The sequence below is a fragment of the Pseudomonas sp. RG1 genome, from assembly GCF_025910115.1.
GTDB lineage: Bacteria > Pseudomonadota > Gammaproteobacteria > Pseudomonadales > Pseudomonadaceae > Aquipseudomonas > Aquipseudomonas atacamensis.
Genome location: NZ_JAPCIK010000042.1, coordinates 88,741 through 108,134 on the forward strand (window position 1 = coordinate 88,741; position 19,394 = coordinate 108,134).

Genomic DNA, 19,394 nt, shown 5'->3' on the forward strand with positions numbered 1-19,394 from the left:
CAATGTCAGAGCGTTGAACGAACGACCTCGCCGAGCCAATCCATAAACACCCGCACCCGCAGGGGCAAATGCCGTTGCCGCGCGTACAACAACGAAATCGCCATCGGCGGTGCGGTGTGTTGTGGCAGTACGGTCACCAGTTCGCCATTTTCCAAATGCGGCTGCATGCCGGTGCGCGGTACCTGCGTCAGGCCGAAGCCGCCCAGGCACGCCGCTTCATAGGCGTCGGTACTGTTGACCGTGACACTGCCGGCCATCGCCACCCGTCGCACTTCGCCACCCTCCTCATACACAAACCCTTCCGAACGCGAGCCCAGTACGCCGACGTAATGCACCAGCCGATGCTGCGCCAGATCCTCGATGGTCTGCGGCACGCCGTAACGTTGCAGGTAAGCCGGGCTGGCGCAATTGACCATCGGGAAGTCGCCGAGATGCCGGGCGACCACCGACTGATCCGGCTGCGCGCCGATGCGCAATACGCAGTCGAAACCCTCGCTGAGCAGATCGACGCGCCGGTCGGTACTGCTGATTTCCATCTGCAGATTCGGGTGGCGATCCATGAATTCCGGCAGGCGCGGCATGATCAAGCGTCGCGCGAGGATGTTCGGCATATCGACGCGGATGCGCCCGGTCAGCGAAGCCTCGTCCTGACGGAACAGCCCTTCGATTTCATCCATGTGCGAAAGCAAGTCCTTGCTGCGCTCATACAGCACCAGTCCATCCTGAGTGGCCTGCACCTTGCGCGTGGTGCGCTGCAACAGCCGCGTGCCGAGCAAGGCTTCGAGTGCCTGCACCTGTTCGGAAACCGTCGAGCGCGGCAGGCCGAGGCTTTCACCGGCGAGAGTGAAACTCGACAGTTCGCTGACCCGGACGAAGGTGCGCAGCAGTTCCAGTTTGTTCATGACAAGCCCCGGTGATTGTTCGGCTGAGCCGATCAGTGATTCCGCTTTTGCCGTGTTTATCACCTCAGGGCGGATAAATAAACTTCTTCCATCCCCATTCAACGCAATCGAGGAAGTCAGCATGAACCGCAAAATCGCACTGATCACTGGCGCCAGTCGTGGCTTGGGCCGCAGCGCCGCCCTGCACCTCGCCGCGCAAGGCATCGACATCATCGGCACCTACAACAGCCGCGCCGACGAGGCCCAGGCACTGGTCACTGAATTGCAGGCACTCGGCGCGAAAGCGGCGATGCTGCAACTGGACGTCGGCCGCAGCGAGAATTTCGCCGCATTCGCCGCGCAGGTTGAACAGGTATTGGGGCAAACCTTTGAACGTCAGCGCTTTGATTTCCTGATCAACAACGCCGGGGTCGGCGTGCATGCGCTGTTCAGCGAAACCACCCCCGAGCAATTCGATCTGCTGATGAATGTGCAGTTGAAAGGGCCGTTTTTCCTGACTCAGCAACTGCTGCCGCTGATCAATGACGGTGGGCGCATCGTCAATATTTCCAGCGGCCTGACCCGCTTCAGCCTGCCGGGTTACGGCGCGTACGCGGCAATGAAAGGTGCTATGGAAGTGCTGACGCGTTATCAGGCGAAAGAGCTTGGGGCGCGGCAGATTGGCGTGAACGTTCTGGCGCCGGGTGCGATTGAAACCGACTTCGGCGGCGGCACGGTGCGCGACAACAGCGCTGTCAACGCGATGGTTGCCAGCAACACTGCGCTGGGTCGTGTAGGGCTGCCGGATGATATTGGCGGTGCACTGGCGCTGCTGCTGTCGGAGGGTGGACAGTGGATCAACGGTCAGCGGGTCGAGGCATCTGGCGGCATGTTTCTCTGACCTCAACCAACAGACTGTTTGTGGCGAGGGGATTTATCCCCGCTGGGCTGCGGAGCGGCCCCAAAATCGGGTCTGCTACGCAGCCCAACGGGGATAAATCCCCTCGCCACACAGGTTTACCTCAGCTTTCATATGCGCGGCGGGTCATGAAGCGCTCGCGCAGGACGTCATAACCCCAGTGATAGACATAGGTGTACGGCAGGAAGAACAGCAGCACGCCGATGTCGAGCAACAGCGCCCGCCACAGGCTGACCGACAGCCACCAGGCAATCAGCGGCACGCCCATCACGATCAGCCCACCCTCGAACAACAGCGCATGCACTACACGGACCCAGGCGTTGTGCGGCAGATTCATCCGCGCCAGAGCACGGTCGAAAAAACGGTTGAACACCACGTTCCACGCCAGCGCCAACAGCGCGATCAACACGGTCACCGCGCCCATGTCGAGCAGCGGCTTTTGCATGATCCAGGCGAGCAGCGGCGTGCAGATCAGGATCGCGAGAAACTCGAAACCAACCGCCTGGAAAACACGTTCGGTAATGGACTTATGGGCAGTCATGGCCTGACTCCTTGTTTGACGATGGTTGCCATGATCCAACTGAATACCGATACTTCAAAACCAATAACCATCGATCAAGGCGATAGTTCATGGCTTCGCAGGAAGTGCTGTTGGCATTTGTGCAGGCAGCGACGCAGGGCTCATTTTCCGCAGCGGCGCGCAAACTGGGGCGCAGTCAGTCAACCATCAGCGCCGCGGTCGCCAGTCTCGAGATTGATCTGGATTTGCAGCTGTTCGACCGCAGCAGCCGCAAACCGACCCTCACCCCCGCCGGCCACGTCATGCTGCAGAAAGCCGAGGCGATTCTGGCCGCCACCAGTCGTCTGGAGATGAGCGCACGGCAGTTGGCCCAAGGTGTGGAACCGAAGCTGACCGTGGCGATTTCCGACACTTATCAGTCCTATCGTTTCGAGGCGGCGCTGGTGGATTTCGAGCAGCGTTATCCGGAGCTTGAGCTGGAATGCCTGATTGCCGAATGCGAAGACCTGATCGAACTGGTCCAGCGCGGCCGGGCGCATTTGGCCTTCGCGGAAATGCAAGACAACTACCCGCCGGATCTGGTGACCTCGACGGTGGCCGAGCGCACGGAGATTGCCCTGTTCGTCAGTCGTGAGCATGCGTTGGCAAAGCTTGAGCATGTCGATCAGCAGATGCTCGAGCAACATCGCGAGTTGCGGCTGGCGACCATCGTCAATCCGTATGACAGCCGCGGCAAAGGCCGGGTGTGGTCGGCGCCGAGTTATCTGATGCTGCTGGAAATGGCGGAAAAAGGCTTTGGCTGGGCACCGTTGCCGAGGTGGCTGGTGCAGCGTTATGCCAATGATTTGCTGATAGAGCTCGACGTGCGCGGCTGGCCGAAACCGGTGTTTGTCGACGCCTTGTGGTCGCGCTTGTATCCGCCGGGGCCGGCAGGGAGCTGGTTGCTCAGCAAGATGCTTGAATAAGCGCTTGAAATCAAAAGCCCCTCACCCCAGCCCTCTCCCGGAGGGAGAGGGGGCCGACCGAGGTGTCTGGCGTTATGCATCGACCTGAAAACCTTATCGATTATGGATTCAAGACAATTCGTTCAAGTCGGTGAATCCCTCCAATATCCCCCAATCAGTCCCCTCTCCCTTTGGGAGAGGGGGCCGACCGAGGTGTCTGGCGTTATGCATCGACCTGAAAAACCTTATCGATTATGGATTCAAGACAATTCGTTCAAGTCGGTGAATCCCTCCAATATCCCCCAATCAGTCCCCTCTCCCTTTGGGAGAGGGTTAGGGTGAGGGCAATCCACAGGCTGCCCACACTAGCCAGAGCGCCAAGGTCAGAGCATTTCGAGCGCCATGATACGTGCTCGAATAAACCGCCGCTCCGGCTCCTGCCGCGTCAGCTCCAGCGCCCGCTGATACGCCGCGCGCGCCTGCTCCACCCGGCCCAACTGCCGGCAAAACTCCGCCCGCGCCGAATGCGCCAAGTGGTAATCCTGCAACTCGCCACGCGCCAGAATCCCTTCAACCAACAACAACCCGGCCAACGCTCCATCCCGTTTGGCCACCGCCACCGCGCGGTTCAGCTCGATCACCGGCGACGGCACCGCGCGCAGCAATACGTCATACAGACCGACAATCTGCTGCCAGTCCGTTTCCGCCGCCGACGGCGCTTCCGCATGCACCGCTGCAATCGCCGCTTGCAGGCAATATGGCCCGAAGCGCCGCGTACTCAGCGCGCGCTCGACCAGCGCGCAGCCCTCGGCCATCAGCCCGGCGTGCCACAACGAGCGATCCTGATCGTCGAGCAACACCAGTTCACCGCTCGGCGAGGTTCGTGCCGGCCGGCGTGATTCATGCAGCAGCATCAGCGCCAGCAGACCCATGACTTCCGGCTCAGGCAGCAACTCCATCAACAAGCGCCCCAGCCGAATCGCTTCGCGCGTCAGATCTTCGCGGGTCAGCTCGGCACCGACCGAGGCCGAATAGCCTTCGTTGAACACCAGATAAATCACCCGCAATACGCTGTCGAGGCGCTCGGGCAATTCGTTCAGCGTGGGCACTTGATAGGGGATTTTCGCGTCGCGGATCTTGGCCTTGGCGCGCACGATGCGCTGGGCAATCGCCGCCGGCGCCGAGAGAAAAGCGCGGGCGATTTCCTCGGTGGTGAGGTCGCAGACTTCGCGCAAGGTCAGCGGAACTTGCGCATCTGCCGCCAGTGCCGGGTGGCAACAGGTGAAGATCAGCCGCAAGCGATCGTCTTCCACGTCTTCGCCACTCCAGTCGGCCTGTTCGAGCTCATCAAGTTGTGCCAGCAGCAGCGGTTGCGAAGCCTTGAACCGCGCGCGCCGGCGCAGCACATCGATGGCTTTGAAACGTCCGGTGGAGACCAGCCAGGTGCGCGGGTTGTCCGGCACGCCATCGCGCTGCCAGCGCTCGACCGCGACGAAGAACGCCTCGTGCAAGGCTTCTTCGGCGAGGTCGAAATCACCGAGCAGGCGGATCAGCGTGGCCAGAATCCGCCGTGAATCCTCGCGGTAGACCTGCTCGACCCGCGCCCTGACGTCAGACATTCAACTGCCGCACCGGACGTACCTCAACGCTGCCGACCCGCGCTGCCGGAATATTGCCGGCCACCTGAATCGCTTCGTTGAGATCCTTGGCATCGATCAGGTAAAAACCGGCCAGTTGCTCCTTGGTTTCAGCGAAAGGCCCGTCGGTGATCGACAACTTGCCATTACGCATCCGTACGGTGGTGGCGGTTTCTACCGACTCCAGCGCTTCGGCGGCGATCATCCGCCCGCTGCCCTGAATCGACTCTGCGTAGGCCCAGCATTCGGCGTCTTCCGGGCTGTCCGGCGAGGTGTGCAGCAGGCGTTCATCGCTGTAGACCAAGCATAGGTATTTCATGGCGATCTCCTGATTCGAACGGATCAACTATGGCTGAAGATCAGGGGGTTACATCGAACAGCGTCGCGCCGCTCATCGGATCGAACGGTGCCGACCAGTGTTCGTGGGCAATCTTCCACGCCCCGCCGACTTGCCGATAACAGGCGGTCACGCGCATCCAGCAACTCTGGGTTTCGCCCTTGTCGTTGGTGCCGCCGCAATTGGCCACCCAGTGGGCGAAAGCGATGTTGTCGGCGCTTTCGATGGCGATTTCGTGGAACTCGAAGATGTGCGGACCGGGGCACATTTCCATGCACTCGACCCAATGCGCGCGGTACGCCGCTTTGCCTTTGAATTGCAGGGCCTTGATCGCATCGAACGAGACGATGTCGTCGGCGTACAGGGCCATGACTTTTTCGACGTCCTTGGCCATTACTGCTTCGCGGTAGGTGTTGATAAGGGTCTGGATTTCGCTTTGTGCGCTCATGGTGTTCTCCGTGGTTTTTGTTGTGAAGACGCCCTTAGTCGTTTGCCCTTTGCGTAGATCGACAGGGCAAACAAAAAAATTTCGCCGACAACAATGTCGCTAGAATCCGAGCTTCAATCCTTGTAGGAAAAAGGAAATTCCCGTGTCAGCCCAACTCGTGCCTTACGACAGCCTCAGCCCTTTGCAGCGTGAGCAAGTCGAGTCGATTGAAATTCACCCCGAGCAGATCAAATTCTCCGGCGACATCCACGGTGCCTTGCACACCCTGCTGTCGAAGCCCGGCCCTGGCGTAAAGGGTTTTGCCCTGCTGGCGGACGACGTACCGGTAGCGTTTCTGCTGCTCAAGCGCCCACCGGTATTGCCCGACTGGGCCGACGAACACAGCGCCACGTTGCATGCTCTGCAGGTCGATCGGCGCGCGCAGGGCAAGGGTTACGGCAAGGCGTGCCTGCAAGAGCTGCCCGCTGTCGCCCGCGAGGCGTGGCCGGAGATCAAGGGGCTGGAATTATCGGTGGACGCTGATAACGAGGCGGCGATTGCGCTGTACGCCAGGCATGGCTACGTCGACAGCGGCGAAGCGTACAAGGGCCGGATTGGGTACGAGCGGCGGATGGGCCTGTTTTTTTAAATCGTAGAGGGATAAACGATGATCGATTCGATAGAAGCATTGGAAGCCATTTACGGCCGGCCCCACGAGCGCGCCGTGCGCAAGCAGATCGGCTTTCTCAACGAGGATTATCAGGCGATGGTGCGCCTGTCGCCGCTAGTGATCGTCAGCTCGGTGGGGACCGATGGCCTCGATAACTCGCCGCGCGGTGATGCGCCGGGGTTTGTTCGGATCATTGATCAAAACACGTTGGCCCTGCCGGATCGCCCGGGCAACAACCGCATCGATACCTTGCGCAATGTGCTGCACGATTCGCGGGTGTCGCTGCTGTTCATCATTCCCGGGATCGGCGAAACATTGCGGGTCAATGGCACGGCCCTGATCAGCGATGAACCGGCGTTGCTGGAGAGTTTCGCGGTGAATGGCAAACCGGCGAAAACTGTGTTGCTGGTGACGGTGGACGCGGCGTTTTTTCACTGCTCGAAAGCCTTTGTCCGCTCGGATGCGTGGAATCCAGAAACGCACCTGCCGCGCTCGGCCTTGCCATCTGCTGGCGCATTTCACAAGCGCCTGAATGACGGCCAGTTCGACGCCGACACCTACGATCGGGAAGCGCCGAAACGGGTGCGTGAAAGCCTTTACTAACCGCGCAACTACAGACACCTCAAAACCCTGTGGGAGCGAGCCTGCTCGCGAAGGCGTCGTGTCAGTCGACACTTGCTTCGCTGAAATACCGCTTTCGCGAGCAGGCTCGCTCCCACAGTTTTGATTGAAGTTCAGAGGGTCAGGATCATTTCGTGCCATGCCATGCCGCCGTGGTCGGACTCGGACGGTTTGATGTAGGCAAAGCCAAAGCCGGCATACAGCGCAATGTGCTGCTCTTTGCACATCAGATGAATTGTCGCTTTGTCCATGGCGCGCATGCGCTCGATGAATTCGCCGAGCAGGCGCTTGGCCAGGCCCTGCCCTTGGTAATCCGGGTGCACCACCACCGACATGATCACCACGTTCGGGCCTTTCGGGTCGTGGCCGATCAGTTCCTTGAAGGCTTCGTCGGACATCTGCACGTCGAACGCCGCGCCGGAATTGATGAAACCGGCGACCACGCCGTTCACCTCGGCGACGATGAAGCCGTCCGGCCAGGTGGCGATGCGCGTTGCGATCTTTTCGCGGGTGGCGGCTTCGTCGCCTTCATAGGCGACGGTTTCGATGGCGTAGCAGCGGTGCAGGTCGGCGGCGCTGACGTTGCGGATCACGGTGTTCATGGCAGCTCAAAAATCTGTGGAAACAAGGCCCGCCAGCATAAAGCACAACCACCGAGGCGGACATGCTCCGCCTCGATTAGTACGCCGCTCAGGCCTTGATCGGCAGCCAGATTTCCAGGGTGCCGGTATTGAGTTTCGGGTTGTAATCCTCGCTGTAGCGCTCGAATTCCGGGGCGTCCGCCGCTTCGTGGCCGGACTGCGGCAGCCAAGTGTTCCAGATGTACTGGAAGGTGTCAGGGAGTTGCGCCAGTGACCCCTTGTGCTCAAACACCGCATATTGCTGCGGCTGGATTTCAACCCAGCGGTACTTTTCCGGCAGGTCGTCGAGCTTGTCGATCTGCACCCCGGCGATGTATTCGAAACCGCCCTCGCCATCCGCATTGCAGCAAACGCCGTAGGTCACTTCATTGACTTGCGCGGGGATTTTTCCCAAGTGCGGGATCAGTTTTTCCCACAACGCGGGAATGTCTTCGGTGGTCTCCTGAGTGAATCGCCCGCCGAAACCGGCAATCAGCAGAAATTGCCCGTGTTCGAAGCGAGGCTCGGTTATCTCGACGCGTTGTTGTTCATCCATGACGCGACTCCTCAGAACGGAAAAGTGGATTCGGCTGGGAGTATAGAAAGCCCGACCCGTTTCGCACGTTTACAGCGAATGCAACTGCTCGACGGCGCCCGAGCCGACAAACTCGTTGTAGCCAGAAACGATCACGTACACCGCGAAATAACAGAAGATCGCCGCCGATGCCAGATAGGAGTAGCGCAGCAGCTTGTCGCCCAGCAGCTTGCCGCCATGGCTTGCTGCGAAGCACAGACCGGCCGACCACAGCAGCCCGGCGCAGAGAAAGCCGCCCAAAAACAGCGCCGAACTCAACGGACCACCGCCACCGGATCGGGCGATCAATGTGCCGCCGACCGCAGCAAACCAGAGAATCGCACTGGGCGATGACATGGCGAGGAAGATGCCGCGGAAGAATTCCTTGCGATGGGAGTTCTGCCCCACTTCCGCGGTTTCCGCCAGCAGCGCTTCGTGGTGGATCGCCGAATAAATCATCTTCGCCGCGAAGTAGATCAGCAGCGCCGAACCGCCGATCCACAGCACCCAGCGCACGGTTTCGTATTGCAGCAGGACGGTCATGCCGGCCAAGGCCAGCACCGCATAGATCAGGTCACCGACGCAGGTGCCCAGGCCCAGGGCGAAGCCCTGAAAGTAGCCGCGCTGCATGGCCAGGGTGATCATTGCGATGTTGGCTACGCCGATATCCAGGCACAGCGAAAGGCTCAGCAAGAAGCCGCTGGTGAATTCCATTGACCGATTTTCCTTGAAAAAAATGTTTACAAGCGCGCTGGACAGCATGCCATCACTGCCCTTATCTTCCGCCACAGGTCACCGCAGTGACCAGCGTCGCTCGGACGGTTCCGGGCGCTTACGTTATCCGAGGCAACAATGGCCGAACAAGGTTCGCCGCGCCGCTTTGCGCGCATAGATCGACTCCCCCCTTACGTTTTCAACATTACCGCCGAGCTGAAAATGGCCGCTCGCCGCCGTGGTGAAGACATCATCGACCTGAGCATGGGCAATCCCGACGGCGCCACGCCGCCGCACATTGTCGAAAAACTGGTGCAGGTCGCCCAACGTGAAGACACCCACGGTTACTCGACGTCCAAAGGCATTCCGCGCCTGCGCCGGGCGATTTCCAACTGGTACAAGCAGCGCTACGAAGTCGATATCGACCCGGAAAGCGAAGCCATTGTCACCATCGGTTCCAAGGAAGGCCTGGCGCATTTGATGCTGGCCACCCTGGACCAGGGCGACACCGTGCTGGTGCCGAACCCGAGCTATCCGATCCACATTTACGGCGCAGTGATTGCCGGCGCTCAGGTGCGTTCGGTGCCGCTGGTGCCGGGGGTGGATTTCTTCGATGAGCTGGAGCGCGCCATTCGCGGTTCGATCCCCAAGCCAAAAATGATGATCCTCGGCTTCCCGTCGAACCCGACTGCACAGTGTGTGGAACTGGATTTCTTCGAACGGGTGATCGCCCTCGCCAAGCAGTACGACGTATTGGTCATCCACGACCTGGCTTATGCCGACATCGTCTACGACGGCTGGAAAGCCCCGTCGATCATGCAAGTGCCGGGCGCCAAGGACATTGCGGTGGAGTTTTTCACCCTGTCCAAGAGCTACAACATGGCCGGCTGGCGCATCGGGTTCATGGTCGGCAACCCGGAACTGGTCAGCGCCCTGGCGCGGATCAAGAGCTACCACGACTACGGCACTTTCACCCCGCTGCAAGTGGCGGCGATTGCCGCGCTGGAAGGCGATCAGCAATGCGTGCGCGACATCGCCGAGCAGTATCGTCAGCGCCGCAACGTGCTGGTCAAAGGCCTGCATGAGCTGGGCTGGATGGTCGAGAATCCGAAAGCGTCGATGTACGTCTGGGCGAAGATTCCCCAGGCGTATGCGCATCTGGGCTCGCTGGAGTTCGCCAAGAAACTGCTGGCCGAGGCCAAGGTCTGCGTCTCGCCGGGGGTTGGCTTTGGTGAGTACGGCGATGATCACGTGCGCTTCGCGCTGATCGAAAACCAGGACCGCATTCGTCAGGCCGTGCGCGGGATTCGCGGGATGTTCCGCGCGGATGGCCTGGCCTCGAAATAAGTGGCACACCTCTGATCGTTCCCACGCTCTGCGTGGGAATGCCTCAAAGGACGCTCTGCGTCCGCTTAGGGACGCGGAGCGTCCCGGGCTACATTCCCACGCGGAGCGTGGGAACGATCAAGCAGGAAGTCCACGCCCACAAAAAAACCGCATCACTGCGGTTTTTTTGTGCCTGCAAACTGCCGCTTATACGAACAGCGACAGCAGCAGGATAAAGCCCAGGCCGACCACCGAGAGGATGGTTTCCATCGCGGTCCAGGTCTTGAAGGTTTCGGCCACGGTCATGTTGAAGTACTGCTTGACCAGCCAGAAACCGGCGTCGTTGACGTGGGACAGGATCAGCGAACCGGCGCCGGTGGCCAGCACCAGCAGCTCACGGTTGACGCCCGGAATCATGCCGACAACCGGCACCACAATGCCGGCGCCAGTGATGGTCGCCACAGTGGCCGAACCGGTCGCGATACGGATTACCGCCGCCACCAGCCACGCCAGCAGGATCGGCGAAATCTGCGCGCTGACCGCCATGTGGCCGATCACGTCACCCACGCCGCTGGTCACCAGCATCTGCTTGAAGCCACCGCCGGCACCGATGATCAGAATGATCGCAGCGGTAGGCGCCAGACTTGCGTCGAGCCACTTGAGCATCTGGTTGGAACCGATGCCCTGCTTGTAGCCAAAGGTGTACAGCGACAACAGCAACGCCAGCAGCAGTGCGGAGATCGGGTGGCCGATCATGTCCATCCAGATGCGGAAGAAGTTTCCGTCCGGCAGTGCCACGTCAGCGAAGGTTTTCAGCAGCATCAGGAACACCGGCAGCAGCACGGTGACCAGAGTAATGCTGAAGCTTGGCAGGTTGGCCGAATCGTTTTCACGGGCCAGTTGATCGACCAGTTCCTGATTCGGGTGACCCGGGATGTGCTTGGCGATGAAGGTACCGAAGATCGGACCGGCAATGATGGCGGTCGGCAGCGCGACGATCAGACCGTAGAGAATGGTCTTGCCGATGTCAGCGCCGAACACGCCGATGGCCAGCAGCGGACCCGGGTGCGGCGGTACCAGCCCGTGCACCGCAGAGAGGCCGGCGAGCAGCGGGATACCGATTTTGATGATCGATACGCCAGTGCGACGCGCAACGATGAACACCAGCGGAATCAGCAGCACGAAGCCGATTTCGAAGAACAGCGGGATGCCCACCAGGAACGCGGCGAACATCATTGCCCATTGGACTTTGTCCTTGCCGAAGGCGCGGATCAGGGTCTGGGCGATCTGATCGGCGCCGCCGGATTCGGCCATCATTTTGCCGAGCATGGTGCCCAGGGCGAGGATGATGCCGACGAAACCGAGCACGCCACCGAAGCCGTCCTGGAACGCCTTGATGATGGTGTTGATCGGCATGCCGGAAGTCAGGCCAAGAAATGCGGCGGCGATGGTCAGGGCTATGAACGGGTGAATCTTGAATTTGGTGATCAGGATAATCAGGCCGATTACCGTGACCACCGCATCGAGCAGCAGGAACGTCTCGTGGGACATGCCAAACATGGGGGGTGTCTCCTGGATTGTTGTTGTTATTAAAGCGGGTTGAACAGAAGTCGGGAGGACAGCGCTGTCTTTTTCAACATACTCATACCGCCTGTTTCAGACCGTTGGCCTGCCACCAGACGTGAGCCTGCAGGGCCAGCTCTTCGACGCTGTGAATCGAGGCATTGAGCGGCAGAGTCAGCGGCTCGCCCTTGGGCGATTCGAGGGTGGCGAACTGGCTTTCGATCAACGTCGCCGGCATGAAGTGGCCCGGGCGGTGCGATACACGCTCGGCGGCAACTTCCGGGGTCAGTTCAAGAAACACGAAACCGAGGCCCGGCAAGGCACTGCGCAGACGTTCGCGGTAACTGTGTTTAAGGGCGGAGCAGGTCAATACCGGGCGCTGGCCTTGGGCATCGACGCGACGCAGTTCATCGCACAGGCTGTCGAGCCAGCCAGCGCGGTCTTCGTCGTTCAGGGGGATCCCCGCGCTCATCTTTTCGATGTTCGCGGCCGGATGAAAAGTATCGCCTTCAATGGCAGTGGCGCCGCTCAATTGGCACAGGGCCTGGCTGACGCACGTCTTGCCGCAACCGGCAACGCCCATGATGACCAGGGCGGTGATGGGATGACTCATATAACACCTCAGCGCGCAGACAGCGCTACCTTTGCTAGCTATGACTCTAGTGCACAGGCAGAAGTTGCCGACGCCTTCTTGTCGTTTTTTTGGGTTGCAGCAGGTTTGTTCCCGGCGCCAAAGAGCACAGATCAGGCAGGACCGCGCTCACGCATTTGCAGCTGCATCAGGACAGCGCTACCTTAGTGCCTTGATTTTTGTTTGGCAAGCCGCCCGATGACCTCCCCCAAGAACGATAAAAATACCCGCACCACCGGCCGTCCGACCCTCAACGAAGTAGCCCGCCTGGCCGGCGTCAGCCCGATCACTGCCTCGCGCGCCTTGCGCGGGGTGAGCACGGTAGCCACCGAACTGGTGGAAAAAGTGCAGAAAGCTGCGCTTGAACTCAATTATGTAGTCAACCCCGCCGCCCGCGCACTGGCCTCGGCGCAGAGCCATTCGGTGGTGGTGCTGGTGCCGTCACTGTCCAACCTGCTGTTCATCGACACCCTGGAAGCCATTCATCGGGTGCTGACGCCCAAAGGCTTCGAAGTGCTGATCGGCAACTTCCACTATTCGCGCGATGAAGAAGAAAACCTGCTGCGCAATTACATGGCTTATCAGCCGCGCGGGTTTCTGCTGACCGGTTTTGATCGCACGGAAAGTTCGCGGCGGATGATCGAGGCCAGCAACATTCCCTGCGTGTACATGATGGAGCTCGACAGTGCTGCCGGAGTCAATTGCGTGGGTTTCTCGCAGTTGAGCGCCGGGGAAACTGCCGCCGAACACCTTCTATCTCGCGGGCGTAAACGTCTGGCCTACATTGGTGCGCAGCTGGACCAGCGCACGTTGTTGCGCGGTGAAGGTTTCCGCAAGGCGTTGCAGAAGGCGGGCCGCTATGACCCGGATCTGGAAGTGCTGACACCGCGTGCTTCGTCTGTGGGCTTGGGCGGCGAGTTGTTCCTGCAATTGCTGGCGGCGCATCCGGATGTTGATGCGATCTTCTTTGGCAACGATGACCTGGCCCAGGGTGCGCTGCTGGAAGCGTTGCGCAATGGCATCAAAATTCCCGAGCAAGTGGCGATCCTCGGTTTTAACGATTTGCCGATGTCCGAACACATGGTGCCGCGCCTGAGCAGCATCAACACCCCGCGCGAGGCGATCGGCCGGCGCGCGGCGGAGCAGATGCTGACGTTGATGGCGGGTAACAAAGTGGCGCGGCCGGTGGAGGATATGGGGTTTGAGCTGAAGGTGCGCGAGAGTACCTGACCCTCACGCGATCCCCTGTAGGAGCTGCCGAAGGCTGCGATCTTTTGATTTTGCTTTCAAGAACAAGATCAAAAGATCGCAGCCTTCGGCAGCTCCTACAGGGGTTTTGTGTTGTGCTCAATGGCTGAGCAGGTCAACCAGGGCCTGCGCACCCTTCTGCAAGGGCTGGCTCTTGAGCCACACCGCGTGCACAGGCAGCACCAGGCCATTTTCGATGTTGCGAAAATTCAGCCTTTTCAAACGTCCCGTGTCCAGCCACGGCTGTACCACCGACAGCGGAAAATTACCCCAGCCCAACCCCGCTTCGACCATTTCCATTGCCGTCTCAAGATTGTCCGTACGCCAGTAGGATTCGGCCACCAACGGCCGCGTTTCGCTGATCGGCAAGTCACGGCTGGCGACGATGATCTGCCGCACCTGCACCAGATCTTCAAGAAACACATCCCGCCCCTGCAACAACGGGCTGTCCGCCGCCAGCGTGGCGATCATGCGTTCGCTGCCGACGAACTGAAACCGCTCCAGCGCATTCACGCTCAAACCGGCAAACGCCAGGCACACGCTGACCCGGCCACTGTGCAACATCGCCAGCACATCATCCTGCGGCGCAGTCAGCACTTCGATGTCGAGCAACGGATGCCGCTCGGCAATCACCTTGATCGCTGCCAGCAAGCGCCGCCGATCAACGTCCGCAACCACGCCGATCGACAACCTGCTTTCCAGTCCCAAAGACAGCTCCACCGCGTGCACTTGCAGCTGCTTGAGCTGCTCGGCGATCAGTCGCGCGTGGGGCACCAACGACTGCGCCATCGCCGTGGGTTGCGGCTCGCGGTGGCTGCGGTCGAACAACGGGTAACCGAGTTCCGCTTCAAGATTGGCAATGCCCATGCTCACCGCGGAGGGCACCTTGCCCAACTGCCGCGCGGCAGCGGAGAACGAGCCGCGTTCGATCACCGCGAGAAATAATTCGATGCTGTCGCTGTTGAAATTCAAACGCCTCACCTATCAATAAAACTGAAAGCTTCCGACTTTTTCTGTCAGGTCTATTGAAGCTATCTTTGCTCGCCTTCGCCAGCCCCGCTGGCCAACATTCGGCAAGAAAGAGGCAAATCTGCATGCAAGGCGTGAAACGCAAACTGGTCTACGTGTCGCTCTACGAAGTGATCGGCATGACCTTCTCGGCACTTGGTCTGGCACTGTTATCGGGCACATCGCCGGGCAGCACCGGGCCGCTGGCGGTGATCATCACCAGCATCGCCGTGACCTGGAATTTCATTTACACCTCGTTGTTCGAGCGCTGGGAAAGTCGCCAGGTCTCGCGCACCCGTACGGTCAAACGGCGTATCGCCCACGCCGTCGGCTTTCAACTGACGCTGATCGTGTTCCTGATTCCGCTGATTGCGTGGTGGATGAACATCAGCCTGATGCAGGCGTTCCTGCTGGATCTGGCACTGATCATTTTCATCCCGTGCTACACCTTCGTGTTCAACTGGCTGTTCGACCGCATTTTCGGCCTGCCGAGCTCGGCGCTGCCGGATTCTACCGCTGCGACATAAATCGCTAATTCGTAAGTAGATATTGCGAGAAATCAGCGGTTCAACCTGTTAAACCGCCGACATTCACAATCCGCTAACACCGATAGCAGGCTAAGCTTTTCCATCAATAAAAAATGGATCAGCTTATGACTGCTCACGCTCCCGCCGCCGCGCCCAGTGATGGCATCGACCCGGTACGCGCCGCCGAGATTTCCGCCCGCATCGACCGTCTGCCCGCCGTCGCCACCATCTGGCGTCTGGTGGCGCTGCTGTCGATCGGTGGATTTTTCGAACTCTACGATCTGTTCCAGACCGCCTACATCAGTCCCGGGCTGATTCGCGACGGCCTGTTCGCCACTGGCAGTCAGGGGGTGTTCGGCTTCTCCGATCAGGCGGCGTTCGCCTCGGCGACGTTCCTCGGCCTATTCCTCGGCGCCAGCCTGCTCAGTCCGCTGGCGGATCGTTTCGGCCGCCGGGCGATCTTCACCTTCGCCCTGATCTGGTACACGGTGGCGACAGTGCTGATGGGGATTCAGACCTCGGCGCTGGGCATCATCGGCATGCGTTTTCTGGTCGGCATCGGCTTGGGTATCGAATTGGTGACGATCGATGCCTACCTCTCGGAACTGGTCCCTAAACGCATGCGCAGCTCGGCGTTTGCCTTTGCGTTTTTCGTGCAGTTCCTCTCGGTGCCGGCGGTGGCCTTGATGTCGTGGTGGCTGGTGCCGCAAGCGCCGTTCGGAGTGTCCGGCTGGCGTTGGGTAGTGTTGGCCAGCGCGGTGTTTGCGCTGTTTATCTGGTGGCTGCGCAAGCGTCTGCCGGAATCGCCGCGCTGGCTGGCGCAGCATGGTCGCTTTGATGAGGCCAACCGGATCCTCGACCATATCGAAGCGCGCTGCGCCAAGGATTACGGCAAAGCGCTGGATGCGCCGGAACCGGTGTCAGTCGATGTCGAAGGCAAGGGCCGTTTCGCCGATATCTGGCAGCCGCCGTACCGCCGTCGCGCGTTGATGCTGATCGTTTTTCATATCTTTCAGGCGATCGGTTTTTTCGGTTTCGGCAACTGGTTGCCGGCGCTGCTTTCGGGCCAGGGCGTGAGCGTCACCCACAGTCTGATGTACGCCTTCATCATCACCCTCGCCTACCCGCTCGGGCCGTTGCTGTTCGTGAAGTTCGCCAACCGCTTCGAAAACAAATGGCAGATCGTCGGCTCGGCCCTCGGCGCGATGACCTTCGGCACCCTGTTCGCCCTGCAGAGCAGCGCCTTCGGGCTGATCTTCTGCGGGGTAATGATCACCTTCTGCAACGCCTGGCTGAGCTTCAGTTATCACTCCTATCAGAGCGAACTGTTCCCGACCAACATCCGCGCCCGCGCGGTCGGGTTCTGCTATTCGTTCAGTCGCTTGTCGACGGTGTTCAGCAGTCTGCTGATCGGCATGTTCCTGGATAATTTCGGCACGCCGGGGGTACTGGCGTTTATCGTCAGCAGCATGCTGATCGTGATGCTGACCATCGGCTGGTTCGGCCCACGAACGCGTAATCTGGCGCTGGAGAATATTGCTCATCGTTGAAGGCCAACGCAGGACTCACCTGTGGGAGCGAGCCTGCTCGCGAAGGCGTCGTGTCAGTGGCTATAGGCTTGACTGACACAACGCTTTCGCGAGCAGGCTCGCTCCCACATTGGCTATTGGTGACGTTGAACAGCTCAGTTCAATTGCAGGGTTTCATTGAACTGGCTGATCGCATCCACCACATGCCGCGAGCCCTGCTGAATCTCGAGGATCACCTCGCCCGCCTCGTTCGCCAGTTCCACGCCCAGCCCGGTGCGGCTCAGGCTCGACTGCATGCTCGATACCGCGCTCAGCGACAGGTCGTGGTTCTTGCGCACCACGTCGACAATTTCCAGAGTGGCCTGACTGGTCCGCGCGGCGAGGCTGCGCACCTCATCGGCGACGACGGCAAAACCGCGTCCATGCTCACCGGCGCGCGCCGCTTCGATCGCTGCATTGAGTGCCAGCAGGTTGGTCTGATCGGCAATGCCGCGAATGGTCTGGACGATGGTGCCGATGATGTCCGACTGTTTGCTGACCGCATCGATGCTCACCGCCGCTTCGTTCAGATCGCGGGAAATGTCCTGAATGATCTGCACGGTCTGCTGCACGACTTGTGAGCCTTTTTGCGCGCAGGCGTCGTTTTGTACCGAGGTGCTGTGGGCCGATTCCGCAGCGTTCTGCAGGGTGGTCATCTGCTTGGTGATGTCACTGGCGAACTTGACCACTTTGTACAAGCGGCCCTTGGCGTCGAACAGCGGGTTATACGAGGCTTCCAGATAAACCATCTGCCCGGACTTGTTCTTGCGCTCGAAACGGTGCGAGTGATATTCGCCGCGATTGAGCGAAGCCCAGAAAGCTTTGTATTGCGCAGATTCGGCTTCGGCACGGTGACAGAACAGGCTGTGGTGCTGGCCGACAATTTCAGGGTGCGCGTACTGCATGGTCTGCAGGAAGTTGTCGTTAGCGCGGATGACATTGCCTTCGGGAGTGAACTCGATCACCGCCATGGAACGACCGATCGCCGCCAGCATGGCTTCTTCTTCATGTTCTTTGTTGATGCGTGCGGTGATGTCCGCCGCAACCTTGATCACACTTCTGACCTGTTTGTCGGGCCCGAACACCGGCATGTAACTGGCTTCAAGCCAGATCTCACGGCCACTTTTGTTCAAACGCAGGAACGTGCCGCTGAGCGGTTCACCACGGGCCAGGTCGCGCCACAACTTCGCGTAGTCCTCGCTGCGGTAGAAGCTTTCTTCACAGAAGATCCGATGGTGTTTGCCGCGCACTTCATCGGCGCTGTAGCCCATGGTCTTGCAGAAGTTCTCGTTGGCGTCGAGAACGATGCCGTCCGGAGTGAACTCGATCATCGCCATCGAGCGGCTGATTGCCTCTATTTTCGCGTTGGCCTCGGTCAGCGCACAGCTGAAACGCTCGATTTCCCGCAGGTCAGCCTTGTGATGTAGGTTGAACATGGTTGTATCACCTTCCGCGCGTTCTTTTGATTTGATGAAAGTTCAGGTCTTGCAAGATCCATCACTACGTTCCACAGAACAGGCACACGCCTTCCTCCACGGGAGGAAGTTGTCAGGTGATAAATGATGATCAATCGGAGGGTCCCTGCAGCGACGCTCTGATCAAGACATCCTTTTCTTGATAGCCCGCAAGCGGGCCAGCCCTAACGCGTAGAAGAACTTCCATTTAGATGACGCTCCTTGTTGGTTCAGTGTCGGTGCCTTGGATTGCGCACTCTGGCAGCATGAATCACGGACCAACCTGGTACCGCCGCCCTGTTGGCATGACGGTCGACATGGTTAGTTACCTGCAAAGCATAGCCATCCCGACGCCGGGCGCAAGGCCACTAGTCGGCCAGTATCTGGCATTTTTTGCACAAGAAACGGTTCAGCGCGGGAAACAGTGTGGTGAAAACGGACGTTTTCGCCAGCGAAGCGGAAGCCCGCGAAACGGGCTCCGGTAGGGATTGCTTAATGGCCGAAGATGTCGACCTTCTTGGCTTTCTTCTCGGCACGTTTTTCAATCGCGGTCTTGGCCGGTTTCTTCTTCGCGGCTTTCTTTGAATCCATACCTTTGGACATGATTGGTACTCCACTCACAGGGGTGTGAGTTCAGGTATACACCTATCCCGTGGCGCGCGTTCTTTTATAATCGGCGCTTTTCGCACAACAGCCGACCTCATGCCCGATATCCACTACAGCCAGCTCGACGAATCGTTGTGGCCGCTGATGAACAAGTTCTACCGCGGCCACCAGTCGTCGATGAAAGCCGTGCGCGAGGCACAGTTGTGGGTAGCGCGGCGCGGCGAGATCGTTGCGGCGCTGTGCCTGCGGCCGGTAGCGGGCGGGCATTGGCTGACGGGGGTGTTTGTTGATCCGGGGTGTCGCAAGCAGGGAATTGCTGCGCAACTGATCGCGGCGGCGGTTGCTAAGGTGGAGGAGCCGGTGTGGCTGTTTTGCCATCCTGATTTGCGCGGTTTTTATGAGCGACGCGGGTTCAGCTTCGATCCGCCGCTGCCGCAGGCGATGGCCGAGCGGTTGAGCCGGTATGCGCGGAGCAAGCCGATGATTGCGATGGAACTCAATCCCGCAGATTTACGCTGAACCCTTGTGGGGGGGGGGGGGGGGGGGGGGGGGGGGGGGGGGGGGGGGGGGGGGGGGGGGGGGGGGGGGGGGGGGGGGGG

21 protein-coding genes and 1 pseudogene are annotated in these 19,394 nt (G+C 59.9%); 9 read left to right on the forward strand and 13 right to left on the reverse strand.

Going from position 1 to position 19,394, the window contains the following annotated elements:
• Positions 1–5: 5 nt before the first annotated feature.
• Positions 6–902, reverse strand: a complete 897-nt coding sequence (locus OK411_RS21410; protein ID WP_130928857.1) for a LysR family transcriptional regulator — start codon at positions 900–902, stop codon at positions 6–8.
• Between the two features lie 121 nt (positions 903–1,023).
• On the opposite strand from OK411_RS21410, the gene OK411_RS21415 reads away from it, so the two are divergent.
• Positions 1,024–1,782, forward strand: a complete 759-nt coding sequence (locus OK411_RS21415) for an SDR family NAD(P)-dependent oxidoreductase (RefSeq protein WP_071173321.1) — start codon at positions 1,024–1,026, stop codon at positions 1,780–1,782.
• A gap of 121 nt (positions 1,783–1,903) precedes the next feature.
• On the opposite strand, the gene OK411_RS21420 is transcribed toward OK411_RS21415, so the two are convergent.
• Entirely contained in the window at positions 1,904–2,341 is a 438-nt protein-coding gene (locus tag OK411_RS21420; protein ID WP_264365657.1) for a multidrug/biocide efflux PACE transporter, read from the reverse strand.
• 89 nt (positions 2,342–2,430) lie between these two features.
• Between OK411_RS21420 and OK411_RS21425 the strand changes: the two genes are divergently transcribed.
• Entirely contained in the window at positions 2,431–3,285 is an 855-nt protein-coding gene (locus OK411_RS21425; RefSeq protein ID WP_264365658.1) for a LysR family transcriptional regulator, read from the forward strand.
• A gap of 362 nt (positions 3,286–3,647) precedes the next feature.
• Here OK411_RS21425 and OK411_RS21430 read toward each other — a convergent pair whose 3' ends face one another.
• Genes OK411_RS21430 through OK411_RS21440 form a run of 3 tightly spaced genes read right to left on the reverse strand, consistent with a single transcriptional unit; the run spans position 3,648 to position 5,686 of the window.
• Positions 3,648–4,883, reverse strand: coding sequence for an RNA polymerase sigma factor (locus tag OK411_RS21430; protein ID WP_110602448.1), 1,236 nt, complete (start codon positions 4,881–4,883; stop codon positions 3,648–3,650).
• The gene (locus OK411_RS21435) at positions 4,876–5,220 is read right to left on the reverse strand and encodes a YciI family protein (RefSeq protein ID WP_024014039.1); all 345 of its coding nucleotides are present in this window, start codon (positions 5,218–5,220) and stop codon (positions 4,876–4,878) included. Before OK411_RS21435 ends, OK411_RS21430 begins: the two co-directional genes overlap by 8 nt.
• A gap of 40 nt (positions 5,221–5,260) precedes the next feature.
• The gene (locus tag OK411_RS21440; protein ID WP_024014040.1) at positions 5,261–5,686 is read right to left on the reverse strand and encodes a YybH family protein; all 426 of its coding nucleotides are present in this window, start codon (positions 5,684–5,686) and stop codon (positions 5,261–5,263) included.
• A gap of 142 nt (positions 5,687–5,828) precedes the next feature.
• On the opposite strand from OK411_RS21440, the gene OK411_RS21445 reads away from it, so the two are divergent.
• Both OK411_RS21445 and OK411_RS21450 read left to right on the forward strand, forming a co-directional pair.
• Positions 5,829–6,314, forward strand: coding sequence for a GNAT family N-acetyltransferase (locus OK411_RS21445; protein WP_264365659.1), 486 nt, complete (start codon positions 5,829–5,831; stop codon positions 6,312–6,314).
• 18 nt (positions 6,315–6,332) lie between these two features.
• Positions 6,333–6,938 carry a pyridoxamine 5'-phosphate oxidase family protein gene (locus OK411_RS21450; protein WP_110602454.1) on the forward strand — a complete coding sequence of 202 codons (606 nt, stop codon included), beginning with the start codon at positions 6,333–6,335 and terminating at the stop codon, positions 6,936–6,938.
• Between the two features lie 131 nt (positions 6,939–7,069).
• On the opposite strand, the gene OK411_RS21455 is transcribed toward OK411_RS21450, so the two are convergent.
• From OK411_RS21455 to OK411_RS21465, 3 genes are all read right to left on the reverse strand, one after another.
• Positions 7,070–7,558: a GNAT family N-acetyltransferase gene (locus OK411_RS21455; protein ID WP_264365660.1), complete on the reverse strand. Its 489-nt coding sequence runs from the start codon at positions 7,556–7,558 to the stop codon at positions 7,070–7,072.
• Positions 7,559–7,646: 88 nt separating this feature from the next.
• Positions 7,647–8,132, reverse strand: coding sequence for a GyrI-like domain-containing protein (locus tag OK411_RS21460; RefSeq protein ID WP_073472062.1), 486 nt, complete (start codon positions 8,130–8,132; stop codon positions 7,647–7,649).
• Positions 8,133–8,201: 69 nt separating this feature from the next.
• Complete coding sequence (locus tag OK411_RS21465) at positions 8,202–8,864, reverse strand: LysE family translocator (RefSeq protein ID WP_016773553.1); 663 nt, start codon at positions 8,862–8,864, stop codon at positions 8,202–8,204.
• 138 nt (positions 8,865–9,002) lie between these two features.
• Between OK411_RS21465 and alaC the strand changes: the two genes are divergently transcribed.
• Entirely contained in the window at positions 9,003–10,211 is a 1,209-nt protein-coding gene (gene alaC / locus OK411_RS21470) for an alanine transaminase (RefSeq protein ID WP_125926445.1), read from the forward strand.
• A 186-nt stretch (positions 10,212–10,397) separates the two neighbouring features.
• On the opposite strand, the gene OK411_RS21475 is transcribed toward alaC, so the two are convergent.
• Together OK411_RS21475 and OK411_RS21480 are read right to left on the reverse strand one after the other, a co-directional pair.
• Positions 10,398–11,750 (reverse strand): GntP family permease, encoded by a 1,353-nt coding sequence (locus tag OK411_RS21475; RefSeq protein WP_016773551.1) that lies wholly within the window; start codon positions 11,748–11,750, stop codon positions 10,398–10,400.
• An 82-nt stretch (positions 11,751–11,832) separates the two neighbouring features.
• Positions 11,833–12,366, reverse strand: a complete 534-nt coding sequence (locus OK411_RS21480; RefSeq protein WP_016773550.1) for a gluconokinase — start codon at positions 12,364–12,366, stop codon at positions 11,833–11,835.
• A 216-nt stretch (positions 12,367–12,582) separates the two neighbouring features.
• On the opposite strand from OK411_RS21480, the gene OK411_RS21485 reads away from it, so the two are divergent.
• Positions 12,583–13,614: a LacI family DNA-binding transcriptional regulator gene (locus OK411_RS21485; protein ID WP_024014046.1), complete on the forward strand. Its 1,032-nt coding sequence runs from the start codon at positions 12,583–12,585 to the stop codon at positions 13,612–13,614.
• 117 nt (positions 13,615–13,731) lie between these two features.
• Here the strand turns inward: OK411_RS21485 and OK411_RS21490 are convergent, their stop codons facing one another.
• Entirely contained in the window at positions 13,732–14,604 is an 873-nt protein-coding gene (locus OK411_RS21490; protein WP_122752180.1) for a LysR family transcriptional regulator, read from the reverse strand.
• Positions 14,605–14,726: 122 nt separating this feature from the next.
• Between OK411_RS21490 and OK411_RS21495 the strand changes: the two genes are divergently transcribed.
• Both OK411_RS21495 and OK411_RS21500 read left to right on the forward strand, forming a co-directional pair.
• The gene (locus OK411_RS21495) at positions 14,727–15,167 is read left to right on the forward strand and encodes a PACE efflux transporter (protein WP_073472057.1); all 441 of its coding nucleotides are present in this window, start codon (positions 14,727–14,729) and stop codon (positions 15,165–15,167) included.
• A 125-nt stretch (positions 15,168–15,292) separates the two neighbouring features.
• Entirely contained in the window at positions 15,293–16,717 is a 1,425-nt protein-coding gene (locus OK411_RS21500; RefSeq protein WP_264365661.1) for an MFS transporter, read from the forward strand.
• A gap of 134 nt (positions 16,718–16,851) precedes the next feature.
• Here OK411_RS21500 and OK411_RS27220 read toward each other — a convergent pair whose 3' ends face one another.
• On the reverse strand, positions 16,852–17,391 hold the full coding sequence (locus tag OK411_RS27220; protein WP_223259141.1) for a methyl-accepting chemotaxis protein: 540 nt from the start codon (positions 17,389–17,391) through the stop codon (positions 16,852–16,854).
• A 3-nt stretch (positions 17,392–17,394) separates the two neighbouring features.
• Positions 17,395–18,171 (reverse strand): annotated as a pseudogene (locus tag OK411_RS27225) (PAS domain-containing protein); the annotation flags it as partial.
• A gap of 720 nt (positions 18,172–18,891) precedes the next feature.
• On the opposite strand from OK411_RS27225, the gene OK411_RS21510 reads away from it, so the two are divergent.
• On the forward strand, positions 18,892–19,314 hold the full coding sequence (locus tag OK411_RS21510; RefSeq protein WP_264365662.1) for a GNAT family N-acetyltransferase: 423 nt from the start codon (positions 18,892–18,894) through the stop codon (positions 19,312–19,314).
• The last annotated feature ends 80 nt before the right edge of the window (positions 19,315–19,394 follow it).

Coding starts and splice junctions, on each gene's coding strand:
- OK411_RS21460 (WP_073472062.1), bottom strand. CDS start 8,132: ATGGATGAACAACAACGCGTCGAGATAACCGAGCCTCGCTTCGAACAC.
- OK411_RS21435 (WP_024014039.1), bottom strand. CDS start 5,220: ATGAAATACCTATGCTTGGTCTACAGCGATGAACGCCTGCTGCACACC.
- OK411_RS21480 (WP_016773550.1), bottom strand. CDS start 12,366: ATGAGTCATCCCATCACCGCCCTGGTCATCATGGGCGTTGCCGGTTGC.
- OK411_RS21500 (WP_264365661.1), top strand. CDS start 15,293: ATGACTGCTCACGCTCCCGCCGCCGCGCCCAGTGATGGCATCGACCCG.
- alaC (WP_125926445.1), top strand. CDS start 9,003: ATGGCCGAACAAGGTTCGCCGCGCCGCTTTGCGCGCATAGATCGACTC.
- OK411_RS21485 (WP_024014046.1), top strand. CDS start 12,583: ATGACCTCCCCCAAGAACGATAAAAATACCCGCACCACCGGCCGTCCG.
- OK411_RS21440 (WP_024014040.1), bottom strand. CDS start 5,686: ATGAGCGCACAAAGCGAAATCCAGACCCTTATCAACACCTACCGCGAA.
- OK411_RS21415 (WP_071173321.1), top strand. CDS start 1,024: ATGAACCGCAAAATCGCACTGATCACTGGCGCCAGTCGTGGCTTGGGC.
- OK411_RS21430 (WP_110602448.1), bottom strand. CDS start 4,883: ATGTCTGACGTCAGGGCGCGGGTCGAGCAGGTCTACCGCGAGGATTCA.
- OK411_RS21450 (WP_110602454.1), top strand. CDS start 6,333: ATGATCGATTCGATAGAAGCATTGGAAGCCATTTACGGCCGGCCCCAC.
- OK411_RS27220 (WP_223259141.1), bottom strand. CDS start 17,391: ATGACCACCCTGCAGAACGCTGCGGAATCGGCCCACAGCACCTCGGTA.
- OK411_RS21475 (WP_016773551.1), bottom strand. CDS start 11,750: ATGTTTGGCATGTCCCACGAGACGTTCCTGCTGCTCGATGCGGTGGTC.
- OK411_RS21420 (WP_264365657.1), bottom strand. CDS start 2,341: ATGACTGCCCATAAGTCCATTACCGAACGTGTTTTCCAGGCGGTTGGT.
- OK411_RS21410 (WP_130928857.1), bottom strand. CDS start 902: ATGAACAAACTGGAACTGCTGCGCACCTTCGTCCGGGTCAGCGAACTG.
- OK411_RS21495 (WP_073472057.1), top strand. CDS start 14,727: ATGCAAGGCGTGAAACGCAAACTGGTCTACGTGTCGCTCTACGAAGTG.
- OK411_RS21510 (WP_264365662.1), top strand. CDS start 18,892: ATGCCCGATATCCACTACAGCCAGCTCGACGAATCGTTGTGGCCGCTG.
- OK411_RS21465 (WP_016773553.1), bottom strand. CDS start 8,864: ATGGAATTCACCAGCGGCTTCTTGCTGAGCCTTTCGCTGTGCCTGGAT.
- OK411_RS21455 (WP_264365660.1), bottom strand. CDS start 7,558: ATGAACACCGTGATCCGCAACGTCAGCGCCGCCGACCTGCACCGCTGC.
- OK411_RS21425 (WP_264365658.1), top strand. CDS start 2,431: ATGGCTTCGCAGGAAGTGCTGTTGGCATTTGTGCAGGCAGCGACGCAG.